This is a genomic window from Amycolatopsis sp. NPDC114484, assembly GCF_055633755.1.
Genome location: NZ_JBVKDQ010000011.1, coordinates 217,702 through 238,228, shown reverse-complemented (window position 1 = coordinate 238,228; position 20,527 = coordinate 217,702). Strand labels below are relative to the sequence as shown.

At 70.6% G+C, this 20,527-nt stretch carries 21 protein-coding genes and 1 pseudogene; 5 read left to right on the top strand and 17 right to left on the bottom strand.

Going from position 1 to position 20,527, the window contains the following annotated elements; all coding sequences use genetic code 11:
• Positions 1-143: 143 nt before the first annotated feature.
• Together ACZ7SW_RS26525 and ACZ7SW_RS26520 are read right to left on the bottom strand one after the other, a co-directional pair.
• On the bottom strand, positions 144-782 hold the full coding sequence (locus ACZ7SW_RS26525; protein ID WP_470233051.1) for a hypothetical protein: 639 nt from the start codon (positions 780-782) through the stop codon (positions 144-146).
• The gene (locus ACZ7SW_RS26520) at positions 779-1,363 is read right to left on the bottom strand and encodes an MBL fold metallo-hydrolase (protein ID WP_470233138.1); all 585 of its coding nucleotides are present in this window, start codon (positions 1,361-1,363) and stop codon (positions 779-781) included. Before ACZ7SW_RS26520 ends, ACZ7SW_RS26525 begins: the two co-directional genes overlap by 4 nt.
• A 136-nt stretch (positions 1,364-1,499) precedes the next feature.
• Between ACZ7SW_RS26520 and ACZ7SW_RS26515 the strand changes: the two genes are divergently transcribed.
• Positions 1,500-2,384, top strand: coding sequence for a peptidylprolyl isomerase (locus tag ACZ7SW_RS26515; RefSeq protein WP_470233050.1), 885 nt, complete (start codon positions 1,500-1,502; stop codon positions 2,382-2,384).
• A 7-nt stretch (positions 2,385-2,391) separates the two neighbouring features.
• Positions 2,392-3,171: an aminotransferase class IV family protein gene (locus ACZ7SW_RS26510; RefSeq protein ID WP_470233137.1), complete on the top strand. Its 780-nt coding sequence runs from the start codon at positions 2,392-2,394 to the stop codon at positions 3,169-3,171.
• Between the two features lie 7 nt (positions 3,172-3,178).
• Here ACZ7SW_RS26510 and ACZ7SW_RS26505 read toward each other — a convergent pair whose 3' ends face one another.
• From ACZ7SW_RS26505 to ACZ7SW_RS26495, 3 genes are read right to left on the bottom strand one after another with little or no spacing between them, the layout of a single operon-like run.
• Positions 3,179-3,925 (bottom strand): N-acetyltransferase, encoded by a 747-nt coding sequence (locus ACZ7SW_RS26505; protein WP_470233049.1) that lies wholly within the window; start codon positions 3,923-3,925, stop codon positions 3,179-3,181.
• 41 nt (positions 3,926-3,966) lie between these two features.
• On the bottom strand, positions 3,967-4,746 hold the full coding sequence (locus ACZ7SW_RS26500; RefSeq protein ID WP_470233048.1) for an enoyl-CoA hydratase/isomerase family protein: 780 nt from the start codon (positions 4,744-4,746) through the stop codon (positions 3,967-3,969).
• A gap of 54 nt (positions 4,747-4,800) precedes the next feature.
• Entirely contained in the window at positions 4,801-5,823 is a 1,023-nt protein-coding gene (locus tag ACZ7SW_RS26495; protein ID WP_470233047.1) for a helix-turn-helix transcriptional regulator, read from the bottom strand.
• 149 nt (positions 5,824-5,972) lie between these two features.
• Here ACZ7SW_RS26495 and ACZ7SW_RS26490 point away from each other — a divergent pair.
• Positions 5,973-6,137: pseudogene (locus ACZ7SW_RS26490) on the top strand (cupin domain-containing protein); the annotation flags it as partial.
• A 230-nt stretch (positions 6,138-6,367) separates the two neighbouring features.
• Here the strand turns inward: ACZ7SW_RS26490 and ACZ7SW_RS26485 are convergent.
• The 8 genes from ACZ7SW_RS26485 to ruvC all read right to left on the bottom strand — a co-directional run bounded on the left by ACZ7SW_RS26485 (position 6,368) and on the right by ruvC (position 15,563).
• The gene (locus ACZ7SW_RS26485) at positions 6,368-8,728 is read right to left on the bottom strand and encodes a RelA/SpoT family protein (RefSeq protein WP_470233046.1); all 2,361 of its coding nucleotides are present in this window, start codon (positions 8,726-8,728) and stop codon (positions 6,368-6,370) included.
• Between the two features lie 309 nt (positions 8,729-9,037).
• Positions 9,038-9,556 (bottom strand): adenine phosphoribosyltransferase, encoded by a 519-nt coding sequence (locus ACZ7SW_RS26480; protein WP_470233045.1) that lies wholly within the window; start codon positions 9,554-9,556, stop codon positions 9,038-9,040.
• A gap of 4 nt (positions 9,557-9,560) precedes the next feature.
• Positions 9,561-10,796, bottom strand: coding sequence for a protein translocase subunit SecF (gene secF, locus ACZ7SW_RS26475; protein ID WP_470233044.1), 1,236 nt, complete (start codon positions 10,794-10,796; stop codon positions 9,561-9,563).
• Between the two features lies 1 nt (position 10,797).
• Positions 10,798-12,513, bottom strand: coding sequence for a protein translocase subunit SecD (gene secD / locus ACZ7SW_RS26470; RefSeq protein WP_470233043.1), 1,716 nt, complete (start codon positions 12,511-12,513; stop codon positions 10,798-10,800).
• A 218-nt stretch (positions 12,514-12,731) separates the two neighbouring features.
• Positions 12,732-13,154, bottom strand: a complete 423-nt coding sequence (gene yajC / locus ACZ7SW_RS26465) for a preprotein translocase subunit YajC (protein ID WP_470233042.1) — start codon at positions 13,152-13,154, stop codon at positions 12,732-12,734.
• Between the two features lie 118 nt (positions 13,155-13,272).
• Positions 13,273-14,361 (bottom strand): Holliday junction branch migration DNA helicase RuvB, encoded by a 1,089-nt coding sequence (ruvB, locus tag ACZ7SW_RS26460; RefSeq protein WP_470233041.1) that lies wholly within the window; start codon positions 14,359-14,361, stop codon positions 13,273-13,275.
• Between the two features lie 6 nt (positions 14,362-14,367).
• The gene (ruvA, locus tag ACZ7SW_RS26455) at positions 14,368-14,964 is read right to left on the bottom strand and encodes a Holliday junction branch migration protein RuvA (RefSeq protein WP_470233040.1); all 597 of its coding nucleotides are present in this window, start codon (positions 14,962-14,964) and stop codon (positions 14,368-14,370) included.
• Positions 14,961-15,563, bottom strand: a complete 603-nt coding sequence (ruvC, locus tag ACZ7SW_RS26450; RefSeq protein WP_470233039.1) for a crossover junction endodeoxyribonuclease RuvC — start codon at positions 15,561-15,563, stop codon at positions 14,961-14,963. The genes ruvA and ruvC overlap by 4 nt, the downstream gene beginning before the upstream one ends.
• A 132-nt stretch (positions 15,564-15,695) precedes the next feature.
• Between ruvC and ACZ7SW_RS26445 the strand changes: the two genes are divergently transcribed.
• On the top strand, positions 15,696-16,139 hold the full coding sequence (locus ACZ7SW_RS26445; RefSeq protein ID WP_470233038.1) for a cupin domain-containing protein: 444 nt from the start codon (positions 15,696-15,698) through the stop codon (positions 16,137-16,139).
• A 13-nt stretch (positions 16,140-16,152) separates the two neighbouring features.
• Here the strand turns inward: ACZ7SW_RS26445 and ACZ7SW_RS26440 are convergent, their stop codons facing one another.
• From ACZ7SW_RS26440 to pdxT, 3 genes are all read right to left on the bottom strand, one after another.
• Complete coding sequence (locus ACZ7SW_RS26440; RefSeq protein ID WP_470233037.1) at positions 16,153-16,674, bottom strand: DUF4262 domain-containing protein; 522 nt, start codon at positions 16,672-16,674, stop codon at positions 16,153-16,155.
• A 157-nt stretch (positions 16,675-16,831) separates the two neighbouring features.
• Entirely contained in the window at positions 16,832-17,587 is a 756-nt protein-coding gene (locus ACZ7SW_RS26435; RefSeq protein WP_116204315.1) for a YebC/PmpR family DNA-binding transcriptional regulator, read from the bottom strand.
• 59 nt (positions 17,588-17,646) lie between these two features.
• Positions 17,647-18,282 (bottom strand): pyridoxal 5'-phosphate synthase glutaminase subunit PdxT, encoded by a 636-nt coding sequence (gene pdxT, locus ACZ7SW_RS26430; RefSeq protein WP_470233036.1) that lies wholly within the window; start codon positions 18,280-18,282, stop codon positions 17,647-17,649.
• A 411-nt stretch (positions 18,283-18,693) separates the two neighbouring features.
• Here pdxT and pdxS point away from each other — a divergent pair, with 411 nt between their 5' ends.
• The gene (gene pdxS / locus ACZ7SW_RS26425) at positions 18,694-19,605 is read left to right on the top strand and encodes a pyridoxal 5'-phosphate synthase lyase subunit PdxS (protein WP_370936504.1); all 912 of its coding nucleotides are present in this window, start codon (positions 18,694-18,696) and stop codon (positions 19,603-19,605) included.
• Positions 19,606-20,067: 462 nt separating this feature from the next.
• On the opposite strand, the gene ACZ7SW_RS26420 is transcribed toward pdxS, so the two are convergent.
• The gene (locus ACZ7SW_RS26420; RefSeq protein WP_470233035.1) at positions 20,068-20,520 is read right to left on the bottom strand and encodes a luciferase domain-containing protein; all 453 of its coding nucleotides are present in this window, start codon (positions 20,518-20,520) and stop codon (positions 20,068-20,070) included.
• Positions 20,521-20,527: the final 7 nt, after the last annotated feature.

Genomic DNA, 20,527 nt, shown 5'->3' with positions numbered 1-20,527 from the left:
CCCCCAAGCCCCCTGACCCCCCCACACAACGCGGGATCGCGTCGGCGCGAGAGGAGCAGATGACCGGCCTGGGGGCCGGTCATCTGCTCCTCTCGCGCCGACATAAAGGCGATCCCGCCCGCGACGGCGAAGCCGACGCCAAATCACAGCGTCGCCACAAACCGGCTAACCGCCTCCATAGGAAACCGCTGCAAATACTTCCCCGCCGGAGCCGCCGAAGCCAGCCGGTACAACGGCCTCTCCGCCACCGCGTCCCCCCGGGCCTCGGCCCGCAATTCCGCCACCAGCAACTCCGAAAACACCAGCCCATTGGCCTCGGTGTTGTTCAAAACAGCATCCGCCAGCCGCCGCAACTGGAGCGCCCCCAGCTCCCGCCCCCCAGTCCCGGAAAACACCGCCAGATCAAGCTTGACCGCCCGCCGCCGCTGTCCCGCATTCACCAGCAACGCGACCGTCCGATTCCCCCGGACATCACTAATCACCACGTCCAGCCGAGGCGCCACCAGAAGATCCACCCGCCGAACGCCCCAAGTGCGCACGACGAGCGTCGTCCCCTCCAGCCAAATCCGCCGCCGATACGCGTACAGCACCACGTAAACCAGCGGCACCGCCACGACCGCCGCCACGATCAGCCCCGACAGCTGCCCGGCGATCAGCCCCACGATCCCGCCGAACGCCGCGGCCAGGATCAGCACCCCGAAGATCCCCGACCACGCCCGGCGGCGGCGCAGTTTCGGCTCGTCAGCGAACAACGGCAGCCGCTCCGCCGGCTTCTCGGTCACTGCGCGGCTCCTGGCATGAAGGGGTTCCCGGCGCGCTCGCGCCCGATTGTCGTGGCAGGGCCGTGGCCGGGCAGCACGACGGTGTCGTCGGCGAGCGTGAGCAGTGTGCGCAACGAATTCTCCAGGTCGGAGCCGGATCCGCCGGTGCGCCCGACCGATCCGGCGAAAAGCGTGTCTCCCGTGAACACCAGCCTGCCACCCTCTCCCGTTTCGAGGGCGAACGCCACCGAACCCGGCGTGTGCCCGGGCAGCGGGAGCACCCCGACGGCCAGCCCGGCCGCCTCGATCTCCCCCGGGGCGAGCGGTTCGAACGGCCCGTCGTGCCATTCGGCGTCGCCCGGATGCAGCCGCAGCGGCACGTCGTGCGCCCGCGACAGTTCGGCAGCGGCGCCGATGTGGTCCGGATGGCCGTGCGTGGCGAGCAGCGCGACCGGCGTCAGGCGGTGCTCCGCCAGCGCCTCGGCCAGCGGTTCGGCGGCGCCTTCGCCCGGGTCGACGACGAGGCACGGACCCCCGGCGGCGGGGGCCAGCAGATAGCAGTTCGAGCGCAGCGGACCCGCGGCGAACCCGGCGACGAGCACCGAACCCTCCTCCCAGGAAGCGGCCTTGATCACGACCCGGTGAAGACTAGCCGCCCCTGTACGGAGTCCTAACAGGCTGTGCCCATACACTGCCGCTACCTCAGACGTGTGACTTCGAGCGGAAACTGGAGGGCGGGTGGCGACCAACCAGCAGCGCCGAGAAGCCGCAAAGCGCAAACTCGAGCGGCAGCTCGTGCGCCGGGCGGAACAGGCGAAGCGACGCAAGATCGTGGGCGCTGGAGTGGTCGGCGGTGTGGTCCTCATCGTCGCCGGTCTCGTGGTGTGGATCGTGAACAGCGGCGGCAGCGGCGACCAGCAGGCCGCCACGCCCCCGCCGTCGAGCTCCGCGCCGCCGGTCCCGAGCGTCACGAACATCCCCACCGAGCGCACCGCGCTCCCCAAGCGCCCCAAGGCGCTGCCGAACCCGACGACGTGCTCGTACCCGGCCGACGCGAGCGGCAAGCCGCCGTCGGCGAAGAAGCCGGCCGTGCCGGACGGCAAGAGCGTCTCGTCCAGCGGGACGGTGAACATCACGATGAAGTCCACCCAGGGCGACATCCCGCTGACGCTGGACCGCGCGCTCGCGCCGTGCACCGTGCAGGCGTTCGAGAGCCTGGCGAAGCAGGGCTTCTTCACCGACACGATCTGCCACCGCCTCGGCGTCACCGACCTGCAGATGCTGCAGTGCGGCGACCCGGACGCGAAGGGCGACGTGCTGAAGGACGGCCGCGGCGGACCGGGCTTCACGGTGCCGGACGAGGTCGTCGACACCTCGAAGTACGGCCGCGGCGTCCTCGCGATGGCCAACACCGGCCAGCCGAACAGCGGCGGCAGCCAGTTCTTCATGGTCTACGGCGCCGCTCCGCTGCAGCCGCAGTACACGATCTTCGGCAGCATCTCCGACGAGGGCCTGAAGGTGCTCGACAAGATCGCGAAGAACGGCATCGGCGCGATCGGCCAGGACGGTTCGACCGGCGAGCCCAAGCAGCCGGTGAAGTTCACCGCGGTCACGGTTTCCTGAGTTGACTGTGCGAGCCGAGATCGGCGGTACCGCTCCCGGTACCGCCGATCTCGTCGCCGCGGCGACCAGCTACGGCCACTTCACCGCGATGCAGGTCCGCGACGGGCGGGTGCGCGGCCTCCGCTATCACCTCGACCGCCTCGCGGCGAACACCCGGGAAGTGTTCGGCAGCGAACTGGACACCGACCTGGTCCGCGGCTACGTGCGGCGGCTGGTCGCCGGTCAGGGCGCGCTGTCGGTGCGGGTGATCATTTTCTCCCGGTCGTCGCCGCACGACGCCGCGATGACGCCCGAGATTCTGGTGCGCACCGCGCCGCCCGCCTCCTCCGTCGCCACGCCGATGCGGCTGCGATCCGTTGCCTACCAACGGGATCTGCCGCACGTGAAGCATCTCGGCGGCTTCGGTCTCACGCAGCATTCGCGCGCCGCCGCTCTCGCCGGTTACGACGATGCCGTGTTCCTCGCCGCCGACGGCCGGATCAGCGAGGCGACGATCTGGAACGTCGGCTTCCTCCGCGGCGGGACGATCGTGTGGCCGGAAGCCCCGGTGCTGCCGGGGATCACCTACCTGGTCCTCGAGGAACAGCTGCGCGCGGCCGGGGTTCCGCAGGAGACACGCCCGGTGTACCCGGCGGAGCTGCCGGAATTCGACGCGATGTTCGTGACGAACTCCTCGACCGTCGGCCGCCCCGTCGCTTCCGTGGACGACGTGCCGCTTCGCACCTCGCCTGCCGCGACCGAACTGCTGACGACGGCTTACGAAGCCGCGCCGTGGGACGAGATCTGACGCAGCGTCAGGGCTTGCGGTGCTCCACCCAGACATTGGGCTCGACGTAGACGGCCGAGTCCTGCGCCACCGACACGAGGACCGGGCTCAGCGCGCCTTCCACGACCACCGGGCCGTCGGTGTCGAACGGCAGTCCGGTCCATTCCCGCCATTGCGCGAGCGTGCCGGAGATGGTCATCGACACCGGGCAGACCTTCAGGATCCGCCCGCCCGCGCGCACGTGCACCCGCAGCCACGGGTCGTAGGGCAAGCCGTCGTCGCGCGTCCGGAAGGCGTATTCGCTCATCGGAGTCTCGGGTTCGTCCGCCTTCCGCGACGGCCGCACCGGAGCGTAGAGCACCTCGTGCCCGAGGCGGAAAGCGTTGTCCCGCAGGGCTTTCACCATCACCAAGGCGAGCCCGGTGCCCTGCCGTTCCTTGCGGACGACGACCTCCAGCGCGGTCGCCGCGTTGCGTTCCCGCCCGGCCAGCCGGTCGCTGTGCTGCCACCTGACCACCTCGTCCCACCCACCGTCGGGCAGCTCCTCGCGCCCGGGGCCGCCGAGTGCGAAGGGCGTCGAGTAGGCCTTGGCGACCGGCTCGTCTCCGTCCGTCGCGAGCAGCACGTAGTCGGCGACGGTGTCGAGTTCGCCGTAGTAGAGGTGCCCGGTCGGGTTATGCTGCATGAAGACCGGCCATGACCGGTCGAAGTCGGCGTGGTCGACCGTCCGGAAGATCTCCGGGTTCTGGCCGCGATGGTGAATTGTCAGAGCCACAGGCCCCAGTCTCACCGGCCAGTCAACCGCTTATCCGGCGGTCAGCGATAAGTGAACTCCGGCGCGCGCCGGTTCAGGAACGCGTCCACGCCCTCCGCGTAGTCCTCCCCGTGCAGCGCGGCGAGCCGGATCTCCTCCACCTCGTCGTCGGTCTTCTCCTGGCCCGCGACGATCTTCTCGATGATCCGGTTCATCCCGCGGATCGACGCCTGCGAACGCCCGCACAGCGTCTCGGTGAACCGCGCCGTCGCGGATTCCAGGTCCGCGGCCGGGAAAACGTCGTTGACCAGTCCGATCTCGCGGGCCCGGCTCGCGTCGACGAGTTCGCCGGACAGCAGGAAGTACTTGGCGTTCGCCGGGCCGACCAGCGACACCAGCTGCCGCGTCGAGGCGAAGTGGTAGACGATGCCGAGTTTGGCCGGGGTGATGCCGAAGCGCGCGTCGTCCGCGGCGAAGCGGAAGTCGCAGGCGACCGAGATCTGGCAGCCGCCGCCGATGCAGTTGCCGCCGACCATCGCGACGGTCGGCTTGCGCATCGCGGTCAGCGCCGCCACCGCGCTGTCCACGGCCTCGTCGTACTTCGCGGCGGCGTCGGCGGTCGAGCGCAGCTCGCGGAACTCGCCGATGTCCGCGCCCGCGGAGAAATGCCGTCCGGCCCCGGTCAGCACGAGCGCCTTCAGCTCGGGATCGGCCTCGACCTCGGCCGCCACGCCCGGGATCGCCGCCCACATGCCGTGGGTGATCGCGTTCATCTTCTCCGGGCGGGAGAACGTCAGCCGGGCCACGGCGCCTTCGCGGGTGAACTCGAGTCCGTCCGTCATGCCAGCACCCTAATGCGCCCGTACGCCGATCCCGCTGTGGGACAGGTCACCGGCCTAACCGGACAGCCGCGCGGTCAGCTCGCCCCGGCTGCGCACCCCGACCTTGCCGAACACCGGCTTCAGGTGGTCCTGCACCGTGTTCGCCGAGATCCCCAGCCGCGCCGCGATGTCCGAAGTGGACAGTCCAGACAGGACCTCCCGGCACACGTCGCGTTCGCGCGCGGTCAGCCGGCAGGCCGCGAGCAGCACGTCCAACAGCTCCCCGGCGGAGGCGCGGCGGATCGTCACGACGATGTCGCGCGCGTCGTCGGCTGAGACCAACTTGCTGGCCTGCAACACAATCCAGCCGCCGCGCGCGTCGCGGACCCGGGCGCGGAACGTCCCGCTCGCCGCGAACTGGGCGCCGACCGCGACCGCTCGCAGCAGCACCGCGAACCGGCCGTCGGCGATCGCGTCCAATTCGGACTCCCACGCGCCGGCCCCCTCAGTCGCCCCGCGACGGCGGCCGTCCGAGCCGAGCACGACGATCGCCGGTTCCGCCGCCGAAGCCGCACCTCGCGCCAGCGCCGCCACCCGGGTGGCAGCGGCGAGCGTCGGCCCGATCGAGGTCAGGAACTCGACCTCGCGGTCGCTGAACTCGCCCCGGCGCACCAGCCCGGCCGCGGCCCAGCAGACGCCGTCCGCGCGAAACCCGACGCGCAGCTCGCTCTCCAGCCCCAACGGCCGCCACACCCGCGCCCACCGGCCGCTGCGCTCGCGTTCCCGGCGCGGCAGATCGGAAAGCCGCGCTACTGGCACCGGACGCCGGGCGAGCTGCGCGAAAGTATGCGGCTCCGCGCCGTCGTACTCGTACGTCGCCAGCAGCGGCTCGTACTCCCCCGGGACGCGAGCGCGGCCGCTGGTCATCGAGCTGATCACGGCGGTGTCCGGATCCAGCGACGCCCAGCAGGTCAGCTCCGCGGGCACGATCCGGTCGACCAGTTCGATGGCCGCCGTGTGCAGCTCGGCGACACCGCAACCAGCCGTGGCGAGAGCCGCCAGCTCCCGCCGTACGCTCTGCGCCCGGCCTTCCCACACCCGACGAAGTATGCGCGCGCCCTTCCCCTCGCCGGTATCCCTGATCTCCGGGATGGTCCCGCCGCCGCGGCGTTTCTACCTTTCGGTGGCATGACCATTCACCTCAGCACCGCGGGCGAAGGCCCCGAGCTAGACACAAAGATGCGATCGTGACGGTGAAAGCGTCCGCCGCGGACACCGGCGGCTACGAACTGTTCGAGGTCGACGCCCCGCGCGGCCCCGCCGTCCCGCCGCACTCCGACCCGTGGGCGAAAGGGTTCTACGTCCTGCACGGCCGGATCACCGTCTGCCTCGACGGCGAACTCCACGACCTCGGCCCCGGTTCCTTCGTGCACATCCCGGCAGGCACGCCCAACACGTTCGCGGTGCACACGCCGCACGCGAAGTTCCTCGTGCTCACCCCGGACGACGCGATGGGCGAGTTCTTCCGCGAAATCGACCGCACCGTCCCGCCCAACGCCCTGTGGCCGGCCGCGGTGCCGCTGCTCGGCGACGTCGCGGCCCGGCACGGGTCACGTTCGGGGAGCTGGCGCCGCCGGATCGGCTATGAAGCCGAGGTCACCCGGTACACGTCGTACACGCCCTCGACCCCGCGAACGACCTTGAGCACGTGCCCGAGGTGCTTCGGGTCGCCCATCTCGAACGAGAACCGGCTCACCGCCACCCGGTCCCGCGACGTCGTCACCGAGGCCGACAGGATGTTCACCTTCTCGTCCGCCAGCACCTTCGTGACGTCCGACAGCAGCCGGTGCCGGTCGAGCGCCTCGACCTGGATCGCCACCAGGAACACCGAGGACGACGACGGCGCCCACTCCACCTCGACCAGCCGCTCCGGCTGCGTCCGCAGGTCCTCGGCGTTCGTGCAGTCCGTCCGGTGCACGCTCACGCCGCCGCCGCGCGTCACGAAGCCGAGGATCTCGTCGCCCGGCACCGGCGTGCAGCAGCGCGCCAGCTTCGCCCAGACGTCGCTCGCGCCCTTGACGATGACGCCGACGTCGTTCGAACCGCGGCGGCGCGTGACCGTGGACGGCGTGGCCCGTTCGGCCAGCTCCTCCTCGGCCTCCTCGACCCCGCCGATGAGCGCGACCAGCCGCTGCACCACATGCTTCGCGCTGGTGTGGCCCTCGCCGACAGCCGCGTACAGCGACGAAATGTCGCCATGCCGCAACTCGGTGGCGACCGAGCCCATCGATTCCGCCGAGACGAGCCGCTGGATCGGCAGCCCGACCTTGCGGATCTCCTTGGTGATCGCTTCCTTGCCCGCGTCGATCGCCTCGTCGCGGCGCTCCTTCGCGAACCACTGCCGGATCTTCGCGCGCGCCTTCGGCGAACCGGCGAACTGCAGCCAGTCGCGGCTCGGCCCGGCGCTTTCCGCCTTGGACGTGAAGATCTCGACGACCTCGCCGTTCTCGAGCTTCCGCTCGAGCGCGACCAGGCGGCCGTTCACGCGCGCGCCGATGCAGCGGTGGCCGACCTCGGTGTGCACCGCGTACGCGAAGTCCACCGGCGTCGAATCCGCAGGCAGCGTGATCACGTCGCCCTTCGGCGTGAACACGAAGATCTCGCGCGCGGCCAGTTCGTACCGCAGCGATTCGAGGAAGTCGCCCGGGTCCGCGGCCTCGCGCTGCCAGTCGAGCAGCTGCCGCATCCACGCGATCTCGTCCAGCTCCATGCCGTTGTTGCTGGCGTGGGTGCCCTTGGTTTCCTTGTACCGCCAGTGCGCGGCGATGCCGTATTCCGCGGTGCGGTGCATGTCGTAGGTGCGGATCTGCACCTCGAGCGGCTTGCCGTCCGGCCCGATCACCGTGGTGTGCAGCGACTGGTACACGCCGAACCGCGGCTGCGCGATGTAGTCCTTGAACCGCCCCGGGACCGGCTGCCACAGCGCGTGCACCACGCCCATCGCGGCGTAGCAGTCGCGCACGTCCTCGACCAGGATCCGCACTCCGACCAGGTCGTGGATGTCGTCCAGGTCCCGGCCGCGGACGATCATCTTCTGGTGGATCGAGTAGTAGTGCTTCGGCCGGCCCTCGACCTTCGCGGTGATCCGCGACGACACCAGGTTGTTCGTCAGGTCCGCGATCACCTTGCGCAGATAGGTGTCGCGCGAGGGCGCGCGGTCGGCGACCAGCCGCACGATCTCGTCGTACTTCTTCGGCTGCAGGATCGCGAACGCGAGGTCTTCCAGCTCCCACTTCACCGTGGCCATGCCGAGCCGGTGCGCCAGCGGGGCGAGCACCTCGAGCGTCTCGCGCGCCTTGCGGGCCTGCTTCTCCGGCGGCAGGAAGCGCATCGTGCGCATGTTGTGCAGCCGGTCGGCGAGCTTGATGACCAGGACCCGCGGGTCCTTCGCCATCGCGATCACCATTTTGCGGATGGTCTCCGCCTCGGCCGACGTGCCGAGCTTGACCTTGTCCAGCTTCGTGACGCCGTCGACCAGCTCGCCGACCTTGTCGCCGAAATCGGCCTTCAGCTGCTCCAGCGAATAGCCGGTGTCCTCCACCGTGTCGTGCAGCAGCGCCGCGACGAGCGTGGTGGTGTCCATGCCGAGTTCGGCGAGGATCGTGGCTACCGCGAGGGGGTGGGTGATGTACGGGTCGCCTGATTTGCGGCGTTGTTCGCGGTGGAGTTCCTCGGCGACGTCGTAGGCGCGTTGCAGCTGGCCCAGGTCGGAGTTGGGATGCAGCTCGCGGTGGATGACCGCCAGGGGTTCGAGGACCTGTTTGACCGGGGCCGCGCGCTGGGCGGTGATCCGCCGGGCCAGGCGGGCGCGGACGCGGCGGGTCGCGGAGGGATTGGGCGCGGCTCCGTTGGCCCGGGTCCCGGCGTCCGCGGCGGTGGCGCCGCTCTTGGCGGGGGTCGCACCGCCTTTGGCGGGGACATTGGCGTCGAGCTCTTGGCTCACCCGCACCTCCAGCTGCTTCGTGCGGCCTCGAACCATCAGGGTAACCGGTTGGTCTTTTGGCGGGGGTGGTGACGTGCCGTTGCGCTCTGTTGCCGGGGGCTCGTCGCCTGGCGGCGACGTTGCGCCGGGGTGTGTGGGGCGGGCACCCCGAAGCTGATTGTGCTGACGGTCGGTGGGTGCTTGTCAAGGCGGGAAAGATGCCTTGACAAGCACCCACCGACCGCAGAGAGGCTTCGTATCGGGGTGCGGGGGTGGGTCTGGGTGCCTGGCTGGGTGGGTGCGTTGTGGCGGTTTCGTGGGTGGCCGTCGTCAGACGGTGCGGAGTGCGTGGATCGAGCGGCCGTCCAGGGCGGAGCGGCCGTTGAGTGCTGCCAGTTCCAGGACTACTGAGACGCCGGTGACTGTTGCGCCTGCGTCTTCCAGTAGTTTCGCGGTCGCTGCGACGGTGCCGCCGGTGGCGAGGACGTCGTCCAGGACTGCGATTCGTTGCCCGGGTTTTACGACTCCTGCGGGCAGTTCGACGCTCGCGGTGCCGTACTCCAGGGAGTAGTCCACTCGCCCGGCTACGGCCGGGAGCTTGCCCGGTTTCCGGACCAGCACCACGCCCATGCCGCGGGAGTAGCCGACTGCCGCGGCCAAAAGGAAGCCGCGGGCCTCGACACCGGCGACGGCGTCCGCCGCCGGGTCGAGGGTTTCCGCCAGGGCGTCGGCGACCGCGGCGAAGCCGGGGCCGTCGGCGAACAGCGGGCTGAGATCGCGGAACAGGACGCCTGGTTCCGGGAAGTCCGGGACTTCGGCGATCAGGTCCAGTGCCTCGTCGAGCTTCATTTCCTCAGCGCTTCTTCTTCCCCGACGGACGCTGCTTCGGGTGCCGCGCGGGAACCCCGGCCGCGGCGGCCATTGCCTTCTCCTTGCGGAGTTCGGCGGCCAGCTGGTCTTCGTCGCCCGCGTCGAAGTCCTCGTCCGCCGCCGCTTCGCGCTTCGCGGCCTTCGCCCGGCGGGCGGCGACCCGGTCGGCCTGCTGCCGGTACTGCGGGTCGCGCATCTTGAAGTCGACCAGCAGCGGCGTCGCCAGCGCGACCGACGACAGGACGCCGACCAGGGTACCGGTCAGCTGCACCAGCGCCAGGTCCTGCAGCGTGCCCGAGCCGAGCAGGATGTAGCCGACGATCAGCAGGCCCAGGATCGGCAGCAGGGCGATGAACGCCGTGTTGAACGACCGCATCAGGGTCTGGTTCAGCGCCAGGTTCGCCGCTTCGGCGTACGTCCGCCGCGAGAGTCCGAGCAGGCCGCGGGTGTTCTCCCGGACCTTGTCGAACACCACCACGGTGTCGTACAGCGAGAAGCCGAGAATCGTCAGCAGGCCGATCACCGTCGCGGGCGTGACCTCGAAGCCGACGAGCGAGTACACGCCCGCGGTGACCACGATGTCGTGCAGCAGCGAGACGAGCGCCGCGAGCGCCATCCGGGTGTCGAAGTAGATCGCCAGGAAGATCACGACGGCGACCAGGAACACGCCGAGCGCGATCAGGGCCTGGCGCGAGATCTCGTCGCCCCACGAAGCGCTGACCGCGCTGTCGCTGATCGCCTGCTCGCTCGACTTGCCGTTGCTGCCGACCGGGCCCAGGTCCTCGAAGATCTGCTTCTTGACCTTCGCCACCTGGTCGGCGGTGAGGGTCTCGGAGCGGGTCTGGATGGTCGCCGCGTTGCCGGTGCCGACCGTCTGGGTCTCCGCGGGAGCCTCGCCGAGCGCGGTGTTGAACGACTTGATCACCTGGTCCTGGGTGATCTGGCCGTGCGAACCGTGCGCGGGCAGCTGGATCTGCGTGCCGCCCTCGAACTCGATGCCGACGTTGAAGCCGCGGAAGACCATCGAGCCGATGCAGACCAGCAGCAGCAGCGCGAAGAACAGGTACCAGCGCTTGCGCGAGCCGACGATGTCGACCGCGCCGGTGCCGACGTAGAGCCGGTGGAAGAAGCTTTCCTTCTTGCCGGGCTTGGCCGCGGTGGCGCCGTTGTCCGGGCCGTCCGGGCTTTCCGAGGTGACGCCTGCGGTTTCGTCGCTCACGTCAGGCCTCCTTCACGTTCGCGCGGCGGCCGGGAGCGGGGCGCGTGGCCTTGCGCTGCGCGCCGAGCTTCTGGACGGCGCCGAGGCCGAGATTCCGGGGGTTGGACAGGAACTTCGACTTCGAGGTCGACACCATCGCCACGAGCGGATGCGTGACCAGGTAGACGACCACCAGGTCGAGCACCGTCGACATGCCGAGGGTGAACGCGAAGCCCTGCACGTCGCCGACCGCGATGATGTACAGGATCGCGGCGGCGAGGAAGCTGACCGCGTCCGAGGCCAGAATCGTGCGCCGCGCCCTGGTCCAGCCGCGCGGCACCGCGGACCGGAAGGTCCGGCCCTCCCGGATCTCGTCTTTCAGCCGTTCGAAGTAGATGACGAACGAGTCCGCCGTGATGCCGATCGCGATGATCAGGCCGGCGACGCCCGCGAGGTCGAGCGTGTACCCGATCCACCGCCCGAGCAGCACCAGCACCGCGTACACGAGCAGCCCGGACAGCACCAGCGACCAGATCGTGAGGATGCCGAGCAGCCGGTAGTAGAACAGGCAGTAGACGAACACGACCGCGAGGCCGATGGCTCCGGCGATCAGGCCGGCCTGCAGCGAGGCGTAGCCCAGCGTCGCGGACACCGTGGTCGCGTCGGACGAGTCGAACGACAGCGGCAGCGAACCGTACTTGAGGATGTCCGCCAGGTTCTTCGCGTCGGTCTGGGTGAACTTGCCGGTGATCTGCGTGTTGCCGCCGAGGATGGCGTTCTGCACGGTCGGCGCGGACACCACGTCCGTGTCGAGCACGAACGCCGCCTGCTTGCCGATGTTGGCCGACGTGAAGTCGCCCCAGGTCTTGCCGCCCGCGCCCTTGAAGCTCAGGTCGACGATCCACTGGCCGCGCTGCTGGTCGTAGCCGGAGTTCGCGCTGGAGATCTCGGTGCCGGGGATGAACTCCGGACCGAGCACGTACTTGGTGGCGTCCTTGTCGCCGCACGTGACCAGCGGCTGCTTCGGCAGGTCGTTGCCCTCGAGCGGGTCGGCGGCGTTCGGCGCGCAGGTCAGGGCGGCGAGCGCCTTCTGCTGCGCGGCCTGCGCGGCGGCGGCCTCCTGCTGGTTCTTCGGGTCCTTCGGCATCAGCGCGGGAGCCTGGCGCACGGCGCGGGCTTCCTCGATCGGGTTCTTGCCCGAGTCCTGGCCGTTGCCCGCCGAGGGGGTCGAACCCGGCGGCTGCTGCGCCGGGGCCCCTTCCGCTCCCCCGCCGCCGCTGGCCGGCTTGCTCGGCGCGGTCGGCGGAGCGCTCGGGGCTCCGGAGGCGGGCGGAGCCGACGGCGGCGCGCCCGGCGTGTTCGGGACCGAGGTGATCACCTCGCGGATCCCGAGCTTGGCGGTCCGGCCCAGGTTCTTCGCCTCGTCGCCCTGCTCGCCCGGCACGGTGATCACGATGTTGTTGCCGTCGAGCACCACCTCGGTGCCGCCGACGCCGATCCCGTTGACCCGGGTCTCGATGATCTGGCGCGCCTGGTTCAGCGAATCGCGGGTGGGCTGGCCGCCGTCGGGCGTGCGCGCGGTGAGCGTGACCCGGGTGCCGCCCTGGAGGTCGATGCCGAGTTTCGGCGTCGCTTTGCCGCTGCCGGTGAAGAACACCAAGGCGTACAGCACGACCACGATCAGGGCGAAGAAGGCGAGATAGCGTCCCGGGCGGAGATGCCCGGCCGATGGTGCCACGGTGCTTCGGTCTCCTCGAACTGGCACGGACTGGATGGACCCCAAGTGGTTCGGGTGCGCGAGCCGGAAGGGGGTCCCCCGGACGCGGCTGGGCGTGAACTATGACGGCGGACACGCACGCAGCACCGAGACAGTACTCGGTGCTGCGTGAGCCCGGCGTTCGCCCGTACCGACTTTCGTAGGCTGTGGGCGGATCACTGCCCGGTGAAGCGCGAAGGCTACTTCTTCCCGTGCTCCAGCGGGGGCGCCACCTGCGCACCGGAGGTCTGGCTCTCCTCGGCGGAGATCGACTCCTGCGCCGGGGCCTCCGAAGACGCCGCCGGGGCCGACTCGATGCCCGCGGTCTCGGCCGAGTCCTCGTTCTCCTCGGACTCGACGACCGGGTCGACCTTCTCGCGCACCGCGAGCCGCAGCCAGGTGGTGACGACGCCCGGCGCGATCTCGATGTCGATCGTGGTGTCGCTGCTGGTGTCGGCCACCGTGCCGTACATGCCCGACGTGGTCATCACGCGGTCGCCGGCGGCGATGCTGTTCTGCATCTCCTGCTGAGCCGCCTGCTGCTTCTTCTGCTTGCGGGTGCCCATCACGAGCGGCACGGCCACTACGAGCAGCAGCAGCAACGGCAGCAGTAACTGGTTCATGACTCTCCTCGACGGACGCCTTTCTCGGCTGCCCGCGTCCGGTTTCGACGGATGTGCTGTGTTCGAGTGTGCCAGGTACCGGCGGAAACGCCACCACCCGGGCCGCTGTCGGGCCTTGTCAGGCCTGGTCGAACAGCGTCGGACCGCCCGCGTCGGGCCGTCCGGCGTCGGCCGGCGGCACCAGGCCGAGGTGCAGCCACGCGGCCGCGGTCGCGACCCGGCCGCGCGGAGTGCGGGCGAGCATACCGGCCCGGACCAGGTACGGCTCGCACACCTCCTCGACCGTGGTCGACTCCTCGCCGACCGCGACCGCGAGCGTCGAAATGCCCACCGGCCCCCCGCCGAACGAACGGGTCAGCGCACCGAGCACAGCCCGGTCCAGCCGGTCCAGACCCAGCTCGTCCACGTCGTAGACCTTCAACGCGGCCTGCGCGACCTCCAGCGTCACCTTGCCGTCCGCGCGCACCTCGGCGTAGTCGCGGACCCGGCGCAGCAGCCGGTTCGCGATCCGCGGCGTGCCGCGCGAACGCCCGGCGATCTCGGCACAGCCGTCCCGGTCGATCTCGATGCCGAGGATCTTCGCCGCGCGGCGCACCACCAGCTCCAGCTCGGCCGCGGAATAGAACTCCATCTGACCGGTGAAACCGAACCGGTCGCGCAGCGGACCGGTCAGCGAACCGGACCGGGTAGTCGCCCCGACCAGCGTGAACGGCGCGATCTCCAGCGGGATGCTCGTCGCCCCCGGCCCCTTGCCGACCACCACGTCGACCCGGAAGTCCTCCATCGCGAGATACAGCATCTCCTCGGCGGGCCGGGCGATCCGGTGGATCTCGTCGATGAACAGGACATCGCCAGGCGCCAGGTTGGACAGCATCGCGGCCAGGTCGCCCGCGCGCTCCAGAGCGGGCCCGGAGGTGATCCGGATGGCCGCCCCCAGCTCGGCCGCGACGATCATCGCCATGCTCGTCTTGCCCAGCCCGGGCGGCCCGGACAGCAGCACGTGATCCGGCGGCACCTCGCGTCGCCGCGCGCTCTCCAGCACCAGCTCCAACTGCTCGCGGACACGTTCCTGGCCGACGAACTCGTCCAGCTTCCGCGGCCGCAGCGACGTCTCCAGATCGCGTTCGCCGGTCTGCGCGAGCGCGGACAGCGTCTCGTCGTCCGCCTCGTACCCGCCGGTGTCGAACTCGGTCACTTCGTGATTCATCGACGGCTACCGCTTGCGGCCCAGCGCGGCCAGCGCCGCGCGCAGCACCGAGGACGTGGTGTGCCCGTCGCCTTCGGACAGCACCCGGTCCACCGCCTGCTCGGCTTGTTTGGCCGGGAAGCCCAGCCCGGCCAGCGCTTCCACCACCTCGCCGCGCAGCGCGCCGGGCGCGGTGACGACCGGGGCGTCGGCGGTCCCGCCGAGCGCGGTGACCTTGTCCCGCAGTTCGAGGCTGAGCCGCTCGGCCCCCTTGCGGCCGATGCCGGGCACCTGGGTGAGCACGGTGATGTTGCCTTCGACGAGCGCCGCGCGCAGCTTGTCCGGCTCCAGCACGGCCAGCGTCGCCAGCGCGAGCCGCGGCCCGATCCCGGACACCGTCTGGAGCAGGCCGAACAGCTCGCGCGCGTCCTCCTCGGCGAACCCGAAGAGGGTCAGCGAGTCCTCGCGCACGACCAGCGCGGTGTGCAGCCGCGTCTGCTCGCCGCGGCGCAGCGTGGCCAGCGTCGCCGGGGTGGCCTGCACGGCGAGGCCGACGCCGCCGACCTCGACCACCACGTGGTCGAGCCCGACGGACAGCACTTCGCCGCGTACCGAGGAGATCATCGTCGTGCTCCTGTTTCGTTCTGCTTCGTGGTGGTTCCGGCCGCTTTGGCCGCGGCCGCCAGCCGGGCCTTGTGGGCGCGGACCAGCTCGGCCGCGCGGGCCTCGGCCTCGGCGAGCCGGACCCGCATCGGCTCGCGCCAGAGGTGGCAGATGGCGAGCGCGAGCGCGTCGGCCGCGTCCGCCGGATGCGGTTTGACCTCGAGCCCGAGCAGCCGCATCACCATGGTGGTGACCTGCGCTTTGTCCGCGCGCCCGGACCCGGTGACGGCGGCCTTGACCTCGCTGGGCGTGTGGAAGACGACCGGCAGCCCGCGCCGCGCCGCCGACAGCGCCACGACCCCGCCCGCCTGCGCGGTGCCCATCGCGGTGCGGACGTTGTGCTGCGCGAAAACCCGCTCCACGGCGACCGCTTCGGGCCGGTAGCGGTCGAGCCAGCGCTCCACCTCGTCGGCGACGCCGAGCAGCCGCTGCGCGAGATCCTGGTCGGCGGGCGTGCGCACGACCCCGACCGCGACCGGGCGCACCGACCGGCCCTTGCCGCCGTCGACCACGCCGAGGCCGCACCTGGTCAGACCGGGGTCGACCCCGAGCACCCGCACCGTTTCTCCTTCGCCCGCGCGAACATCAGTTCGAGATGCAGGCTAACGGTCGCGACGCGCGGCCCGGCGGACGGACACGCGAAAACGACGGCCGACGTGGACGCCGGACCCGTCCGTGAGCACGATGGGGGCATGCCGGGACCGGAGGACTACGTCGCGCACCTGGGGCTGGAGCCGCTGCCGGTGGAGGGCGGCCGGTTCGCGCAGAGCTGGCGCGCGACCGAGGGTTCGGCGATTTATTACCTGCTCACCGCGCCCGAGATCTCCGCGCCGCACCGGCTCGACCGCGTCGAAGTGTTCGTGCATCACGCTGGCGCCCCCGCGCGGATGCTCCTGCTGCATCCCGACGGCGAGGTGACCCGTCCGGTGCTGGGCGGCGACGTGGCCGCCGGGGAACGTCCGCAGGTGGTCGTGCCCGCCGGGACGTGGCAGGCGACGGTGCCGCTGGGCGCGTGGAGCCTGCTCGGCACCGTGGTGATGCCGCCTTATGCCGACGACTGCGTGGAGTTCGCGGATCCGGCGACGCTGGCCGCGCGGTTTCCGGACGCGGCCGACGAGTTGGCCGCGCTGCGCTAGCCGGGAGCCGCGGTCAGGGGCCGTCGACCCCGGGCGTCCAGCTTTCCGGGTCCCCGCTCTCGGTGAGCACCGGCTGCCATTCGGCGAAGCCCTCGGGCGCGTCGGCGTGCCACGGGAAGTACCCGTCCGGCGTCGCGACGATCATCTGCAGCGCCGGGAAGTCGCCGTCCGGGTAGACCAGGAACGCGGACCCGAAGTACTCCGGGTAGTGGCCTTTCGCGACGCGTTCGAAGATCACCGGCGCGCCGTCGAAGAAATCGTCGTAGCGTTTGCCGACCTCGAAGATCTCGCCGTTGGCGGAACGGTCGACGTACGCGTCGAGCAGCACCGGGGCCATGTGGTCGGGCAGGCCGATCACGACCGCCTCGGGCACGTTGTGCAACGCCCACGCGCACGCGGTGAAGCAGTAGCCGGCCCCCTGGTCGTCGGCGGGCACGGCGATGACCGCGTTCCCTCGTTCCCTCGCCTGGGTTTCGATCCAGGCGATGAGGCTCTGCTCTTGCTCGGTGAGGGCGGAGGTCGTCACGGCGGACATTCTGCCCCACCCGCGCGCCCGAGCCCAGTCCCCGCGCCGGTCATTTTCCCGCCGCTCCAAGGATTTTCGCGTTTTCCCTTGTGCGCCAACGGGAATCGAAACGAAAACGGCCGCGCCCCCGGAGAGCCGGGGGCGCGGCCGTGTCGCGAGGATTGGATCAGTCCACCGCGGCCATGACCTCATCGGACACATCGAAGTTCGCGTAGACGTTCTGCACGTCGTCGCAGTCCTCGAGCGCGTCGATCAGCTTGAAGACCTTCTTCGCGCCGTCGACGTCGAGCGGCACGCTCACCGACGGCAGGAAGGTCAGCTCGGCCGATTCGTACTCGAACCCGGCCTCCTGCAGCGCCTTGCGCACCGGCACCAGGTCGCCGCCCTCGGAGACGATCTCGAAGCTCTCGTCGAGGTCGTTGACCTCCTCCGCGCCCGCGTCGAGGACCGCCATGAGGACGTCGTCCTCGGTCGCGTCCGCCTTGGGCATGATCACGACGCCCTTGCGGTTGAACATGTAGGCGACCGAGCCCGGGTCGGCGAGCGAGCCGTTGTTGCGCGTGAGCGCGGTCCGGACCTCCATCGCGGCGCGGTTCTTGTTGTCGGTCAGGCACTCGATCAGCACCGCCACGCCGTTCGGGCCGTAGCCCTCGTACGTGATGTTCTGCCAGTCGGCGCCGCCCGCTTCCTCGCCGGCCCCGCGCTTGCGCGCGCGCTCGATGTTGTCCTGCGGGACGGAGTTCTTCTTCGCCTTCTGGATCGCGTCGTACAGCGTGGGGTTGCCGTCCGGGTCCCCTCCCCCGGTCCCGGTGCGGGCGGCGACCTCGATGTTCTTGATCAGCCGCGCGAAGAGCTTGCCCCGCTTGGCGTCGAGGTTCGCCTTCTTGTGCTTCGTCGTGGCCCACTTGGAGTGGCCGCTCATCTTTCCTCCATCTGTTCCCGCGGCCGCGTGCCTCCCGGCGCGGCCGCCGCAATCCTTGCTCAGGCTTTCCGCACGAGCTCGACGAACAGCCGGTGCACGCGCTCGTCCCGGGTGATCTCCGGGTGGAACGCCGTGGCCACCACCGCCCCCTGCCGGACGGCGACGATCCTATCCGCCCTCGGCCCGTCCGGCGGGTCCTCCGGGTCGGGCACGGTGGCCAGCACCTCGACGCCGTCTCCCGCCTTCTCCACCCACGGGGCCCGGATGAACACCGCGTGCAGCGGCCCGCCGGGCAGGCCGGCGAACGGGAGGTCGGCCTCGAAGGAGTCGACCTGCCTGCCGAACGCGTTGCGCCGCACGACCACGTCGAGACCGCCGAGCTGCCGCTGGTCCGGGCGCCCGTCGAGCACCTGGCGGGCCAGCAGGATCATCCCGGCGCACGAGCCGAACGCGGGCAGGCCGCCCGCGATCGCCTCGCGCAGCGGTTCGAGCAGCTCGAAGGTCTCGAGCAGGCGCGACATCGTGGTGGACTCCCCGCCGGGAAGCACCAGGCCGTCCACTTGTGCCAGCTCGGCGGGGCGGCGCACCGGAACCGCGCGGGCGCCCGCGCTTTCCAGCATCGCGACGTGCTCGCGCACGGCGCCTTGCAGGGCGAGCACGCCGACCGCCGGCCGTGCTCCCGTAGCTGTCGCCACCAAACCTCCCGTGAGACGTTCACATCAGCTTAGGGGGGCCGCCCGGAACGCAACCGGGCAGGTCAGGCGGGCAGCACCGGGGCCGCCGCCCACCCGGGAAGCGCCCCGGAGGCCGGTCCCGCGCCGACGTGAAGTGGACTGCTGAAATCTGTCGCCAGTGGACACCTCGAAGGGGGTCTCCACTCCAACTGGTCCGGCCCTTGTGCTTCGGGCCGGCACCGTCTTCCATGGTAGGCCGATCCGGAAGCCCCAGGTCAACGCCTCCCGGCGGAAAAGCGACTGATCTTCAGTGGATCTTTCCGCGCGGTAAGTGGCCTTCCGAGATACCCGCGCAATGGCATGCCTCAGCGGTCCACCGCCGTCTTACGCTGGAGGAGAAGAAGCTTCCGCTCCCCCGAGAAAGGCCCGAAGGTGTCGCAGCAGCAGAACGCCGAACCCCAGACCGTCACCGGCACCGCCAAGGTGAAGCGCGGCATGGCGGAGATGCTCAAGGGCGGCGTCATCATGGACGTCGTGACCGCCGACCAGGCCAAGATCGCCGAGGACGCGGGCGCGGTCGCCGTCATGGCGCTCGAGCGCGTCCCCGCGGACATCCGCGCGCAGGGCGGCGTCGCCCGGATGAGCGACCCGGACCTGATCGACGGGATCATCGAAGCGGTGTCGATCCCGGTGATGGCGAAGGCGCGGATCGGGCACTTCGTCGAGGCGCAGGTGCTGCAGTCGCTCGGCGTCGACTACATCGACGAGTCCGAGGTGCTCACCCCCGCCGACTACGCGAACCACATCGACAAGTGGGCGTTCACCGTGCCGTTCGTGTGCGGCGCGACCAATCTCGGCGAGGCGCTGCGCCGGATCACCGAGGGCGCGGCGATGATCCGCTCGAAGGGCGAGGCCGGCACCGGCGACGTCTCCAACGCGACCACGCACATGCGCAAGATCCGCGGCGAGATCCGCCGCCTGCAGAACCTGCCGGAGGACGAGCTGTTCGTCGCGGCCAAGGAGCTGCAGGCGCCGTACGAGCTGGTCCGCGAAGTGGCCGAAGCGGGCAAGCTGCCGGTGGTGCTGTTCACCGCGGGCGGCATCGCGACCCCGGCCGACGCCGCGATGATGATGCAGCTGGGCGCGGAGGGCGTGTTCGTCGGTTCCGGCATCTTCAAGTCCGGGAACCCGGCGCAGCGCGCGGAGGCGATCGTGAAGGCGACCACGTTCTACGACGACCCGGACGTGCTGGCGAAGGTGTCGCGCGGGCTCGGCGAGGCGATGGTGGGGATCAACGTCGAGGACGTGCCGGAGCCGCACCGGCTGGCTGAGCGCGGTTGGTGATCGCTCGGCGGTCACTCTGATTCAGCTTCCGACGCGAACGGCGAGGGCATGGTCCCTCGCCATTCGCGTCGGCTGGTCGGCGGGAAATCAGCCACCGTCGCGGTGACTGGCGTTCATCGGCGAATTAGCGCGCTGAACTCGATCCCGCGGATCCGCGTCCAGCCTCTCCGGAGTGGACACGCCTCCCCCGCCGAGGGATTGCCGGGCCCGGGAATTCGCCGAGGCAGGCCGACAGGTCGCGCTCCATGAGGGGCCACCGGGGCACGAACCCAGGTGCTTCGAGGGCCGCGCGGCCCTCCAGTTCAACGCCTACGCCGATCTGGCCGCCGGGCATGATTCCAATCCATGCCCCCGTCTCCGCGATGCACCACTGGAGTCCAGTCGGTCACGTCAATCTACCTGCGCAGACGGCGAGGGCGTCGTCCCCCTCGCCGTCTGCGCGAAACCGGTCTGCGGCGCGAATCACTCGCGGTGGCGCCCCCTGGCATAGCTGTAAGACTCCAGCACCACCCGCCACACCACCTCGATCTCGTCTCGGTCCCGAGGCCCGTACACCAGCTGCGTGTTCTGGATCGGGTGCGGCACGCCCCAGCCCGCTTCGGTCACCAGTTTCTTCGCGATCGGCGGGAGCGTCAGGTGCAGGCTGCCGTCCTGCTGCGGGTGCAGGTGGGCGAATTCGCGGCTGTGCTTGATGAACGCGTCGTCCGGACCGGTGCCGAACTCCGGGGCCAGGTGGATCGCCCTCGCCTCCGGGTAGGGCACGTGCGTCGGCGCCAGGTAGACGCCCGCCAGCGAGCGCATCCGTTGCCACAGTTCCTCCTGCAGCGTCGTCGGCGCGATCTGGTTGAGCTGGCCGTGCGGGACCGGGCCGCGGGTGCGGGGGGCCGGGCCGTCGCGGTCGGGGATGTCGAACATGAGTCCT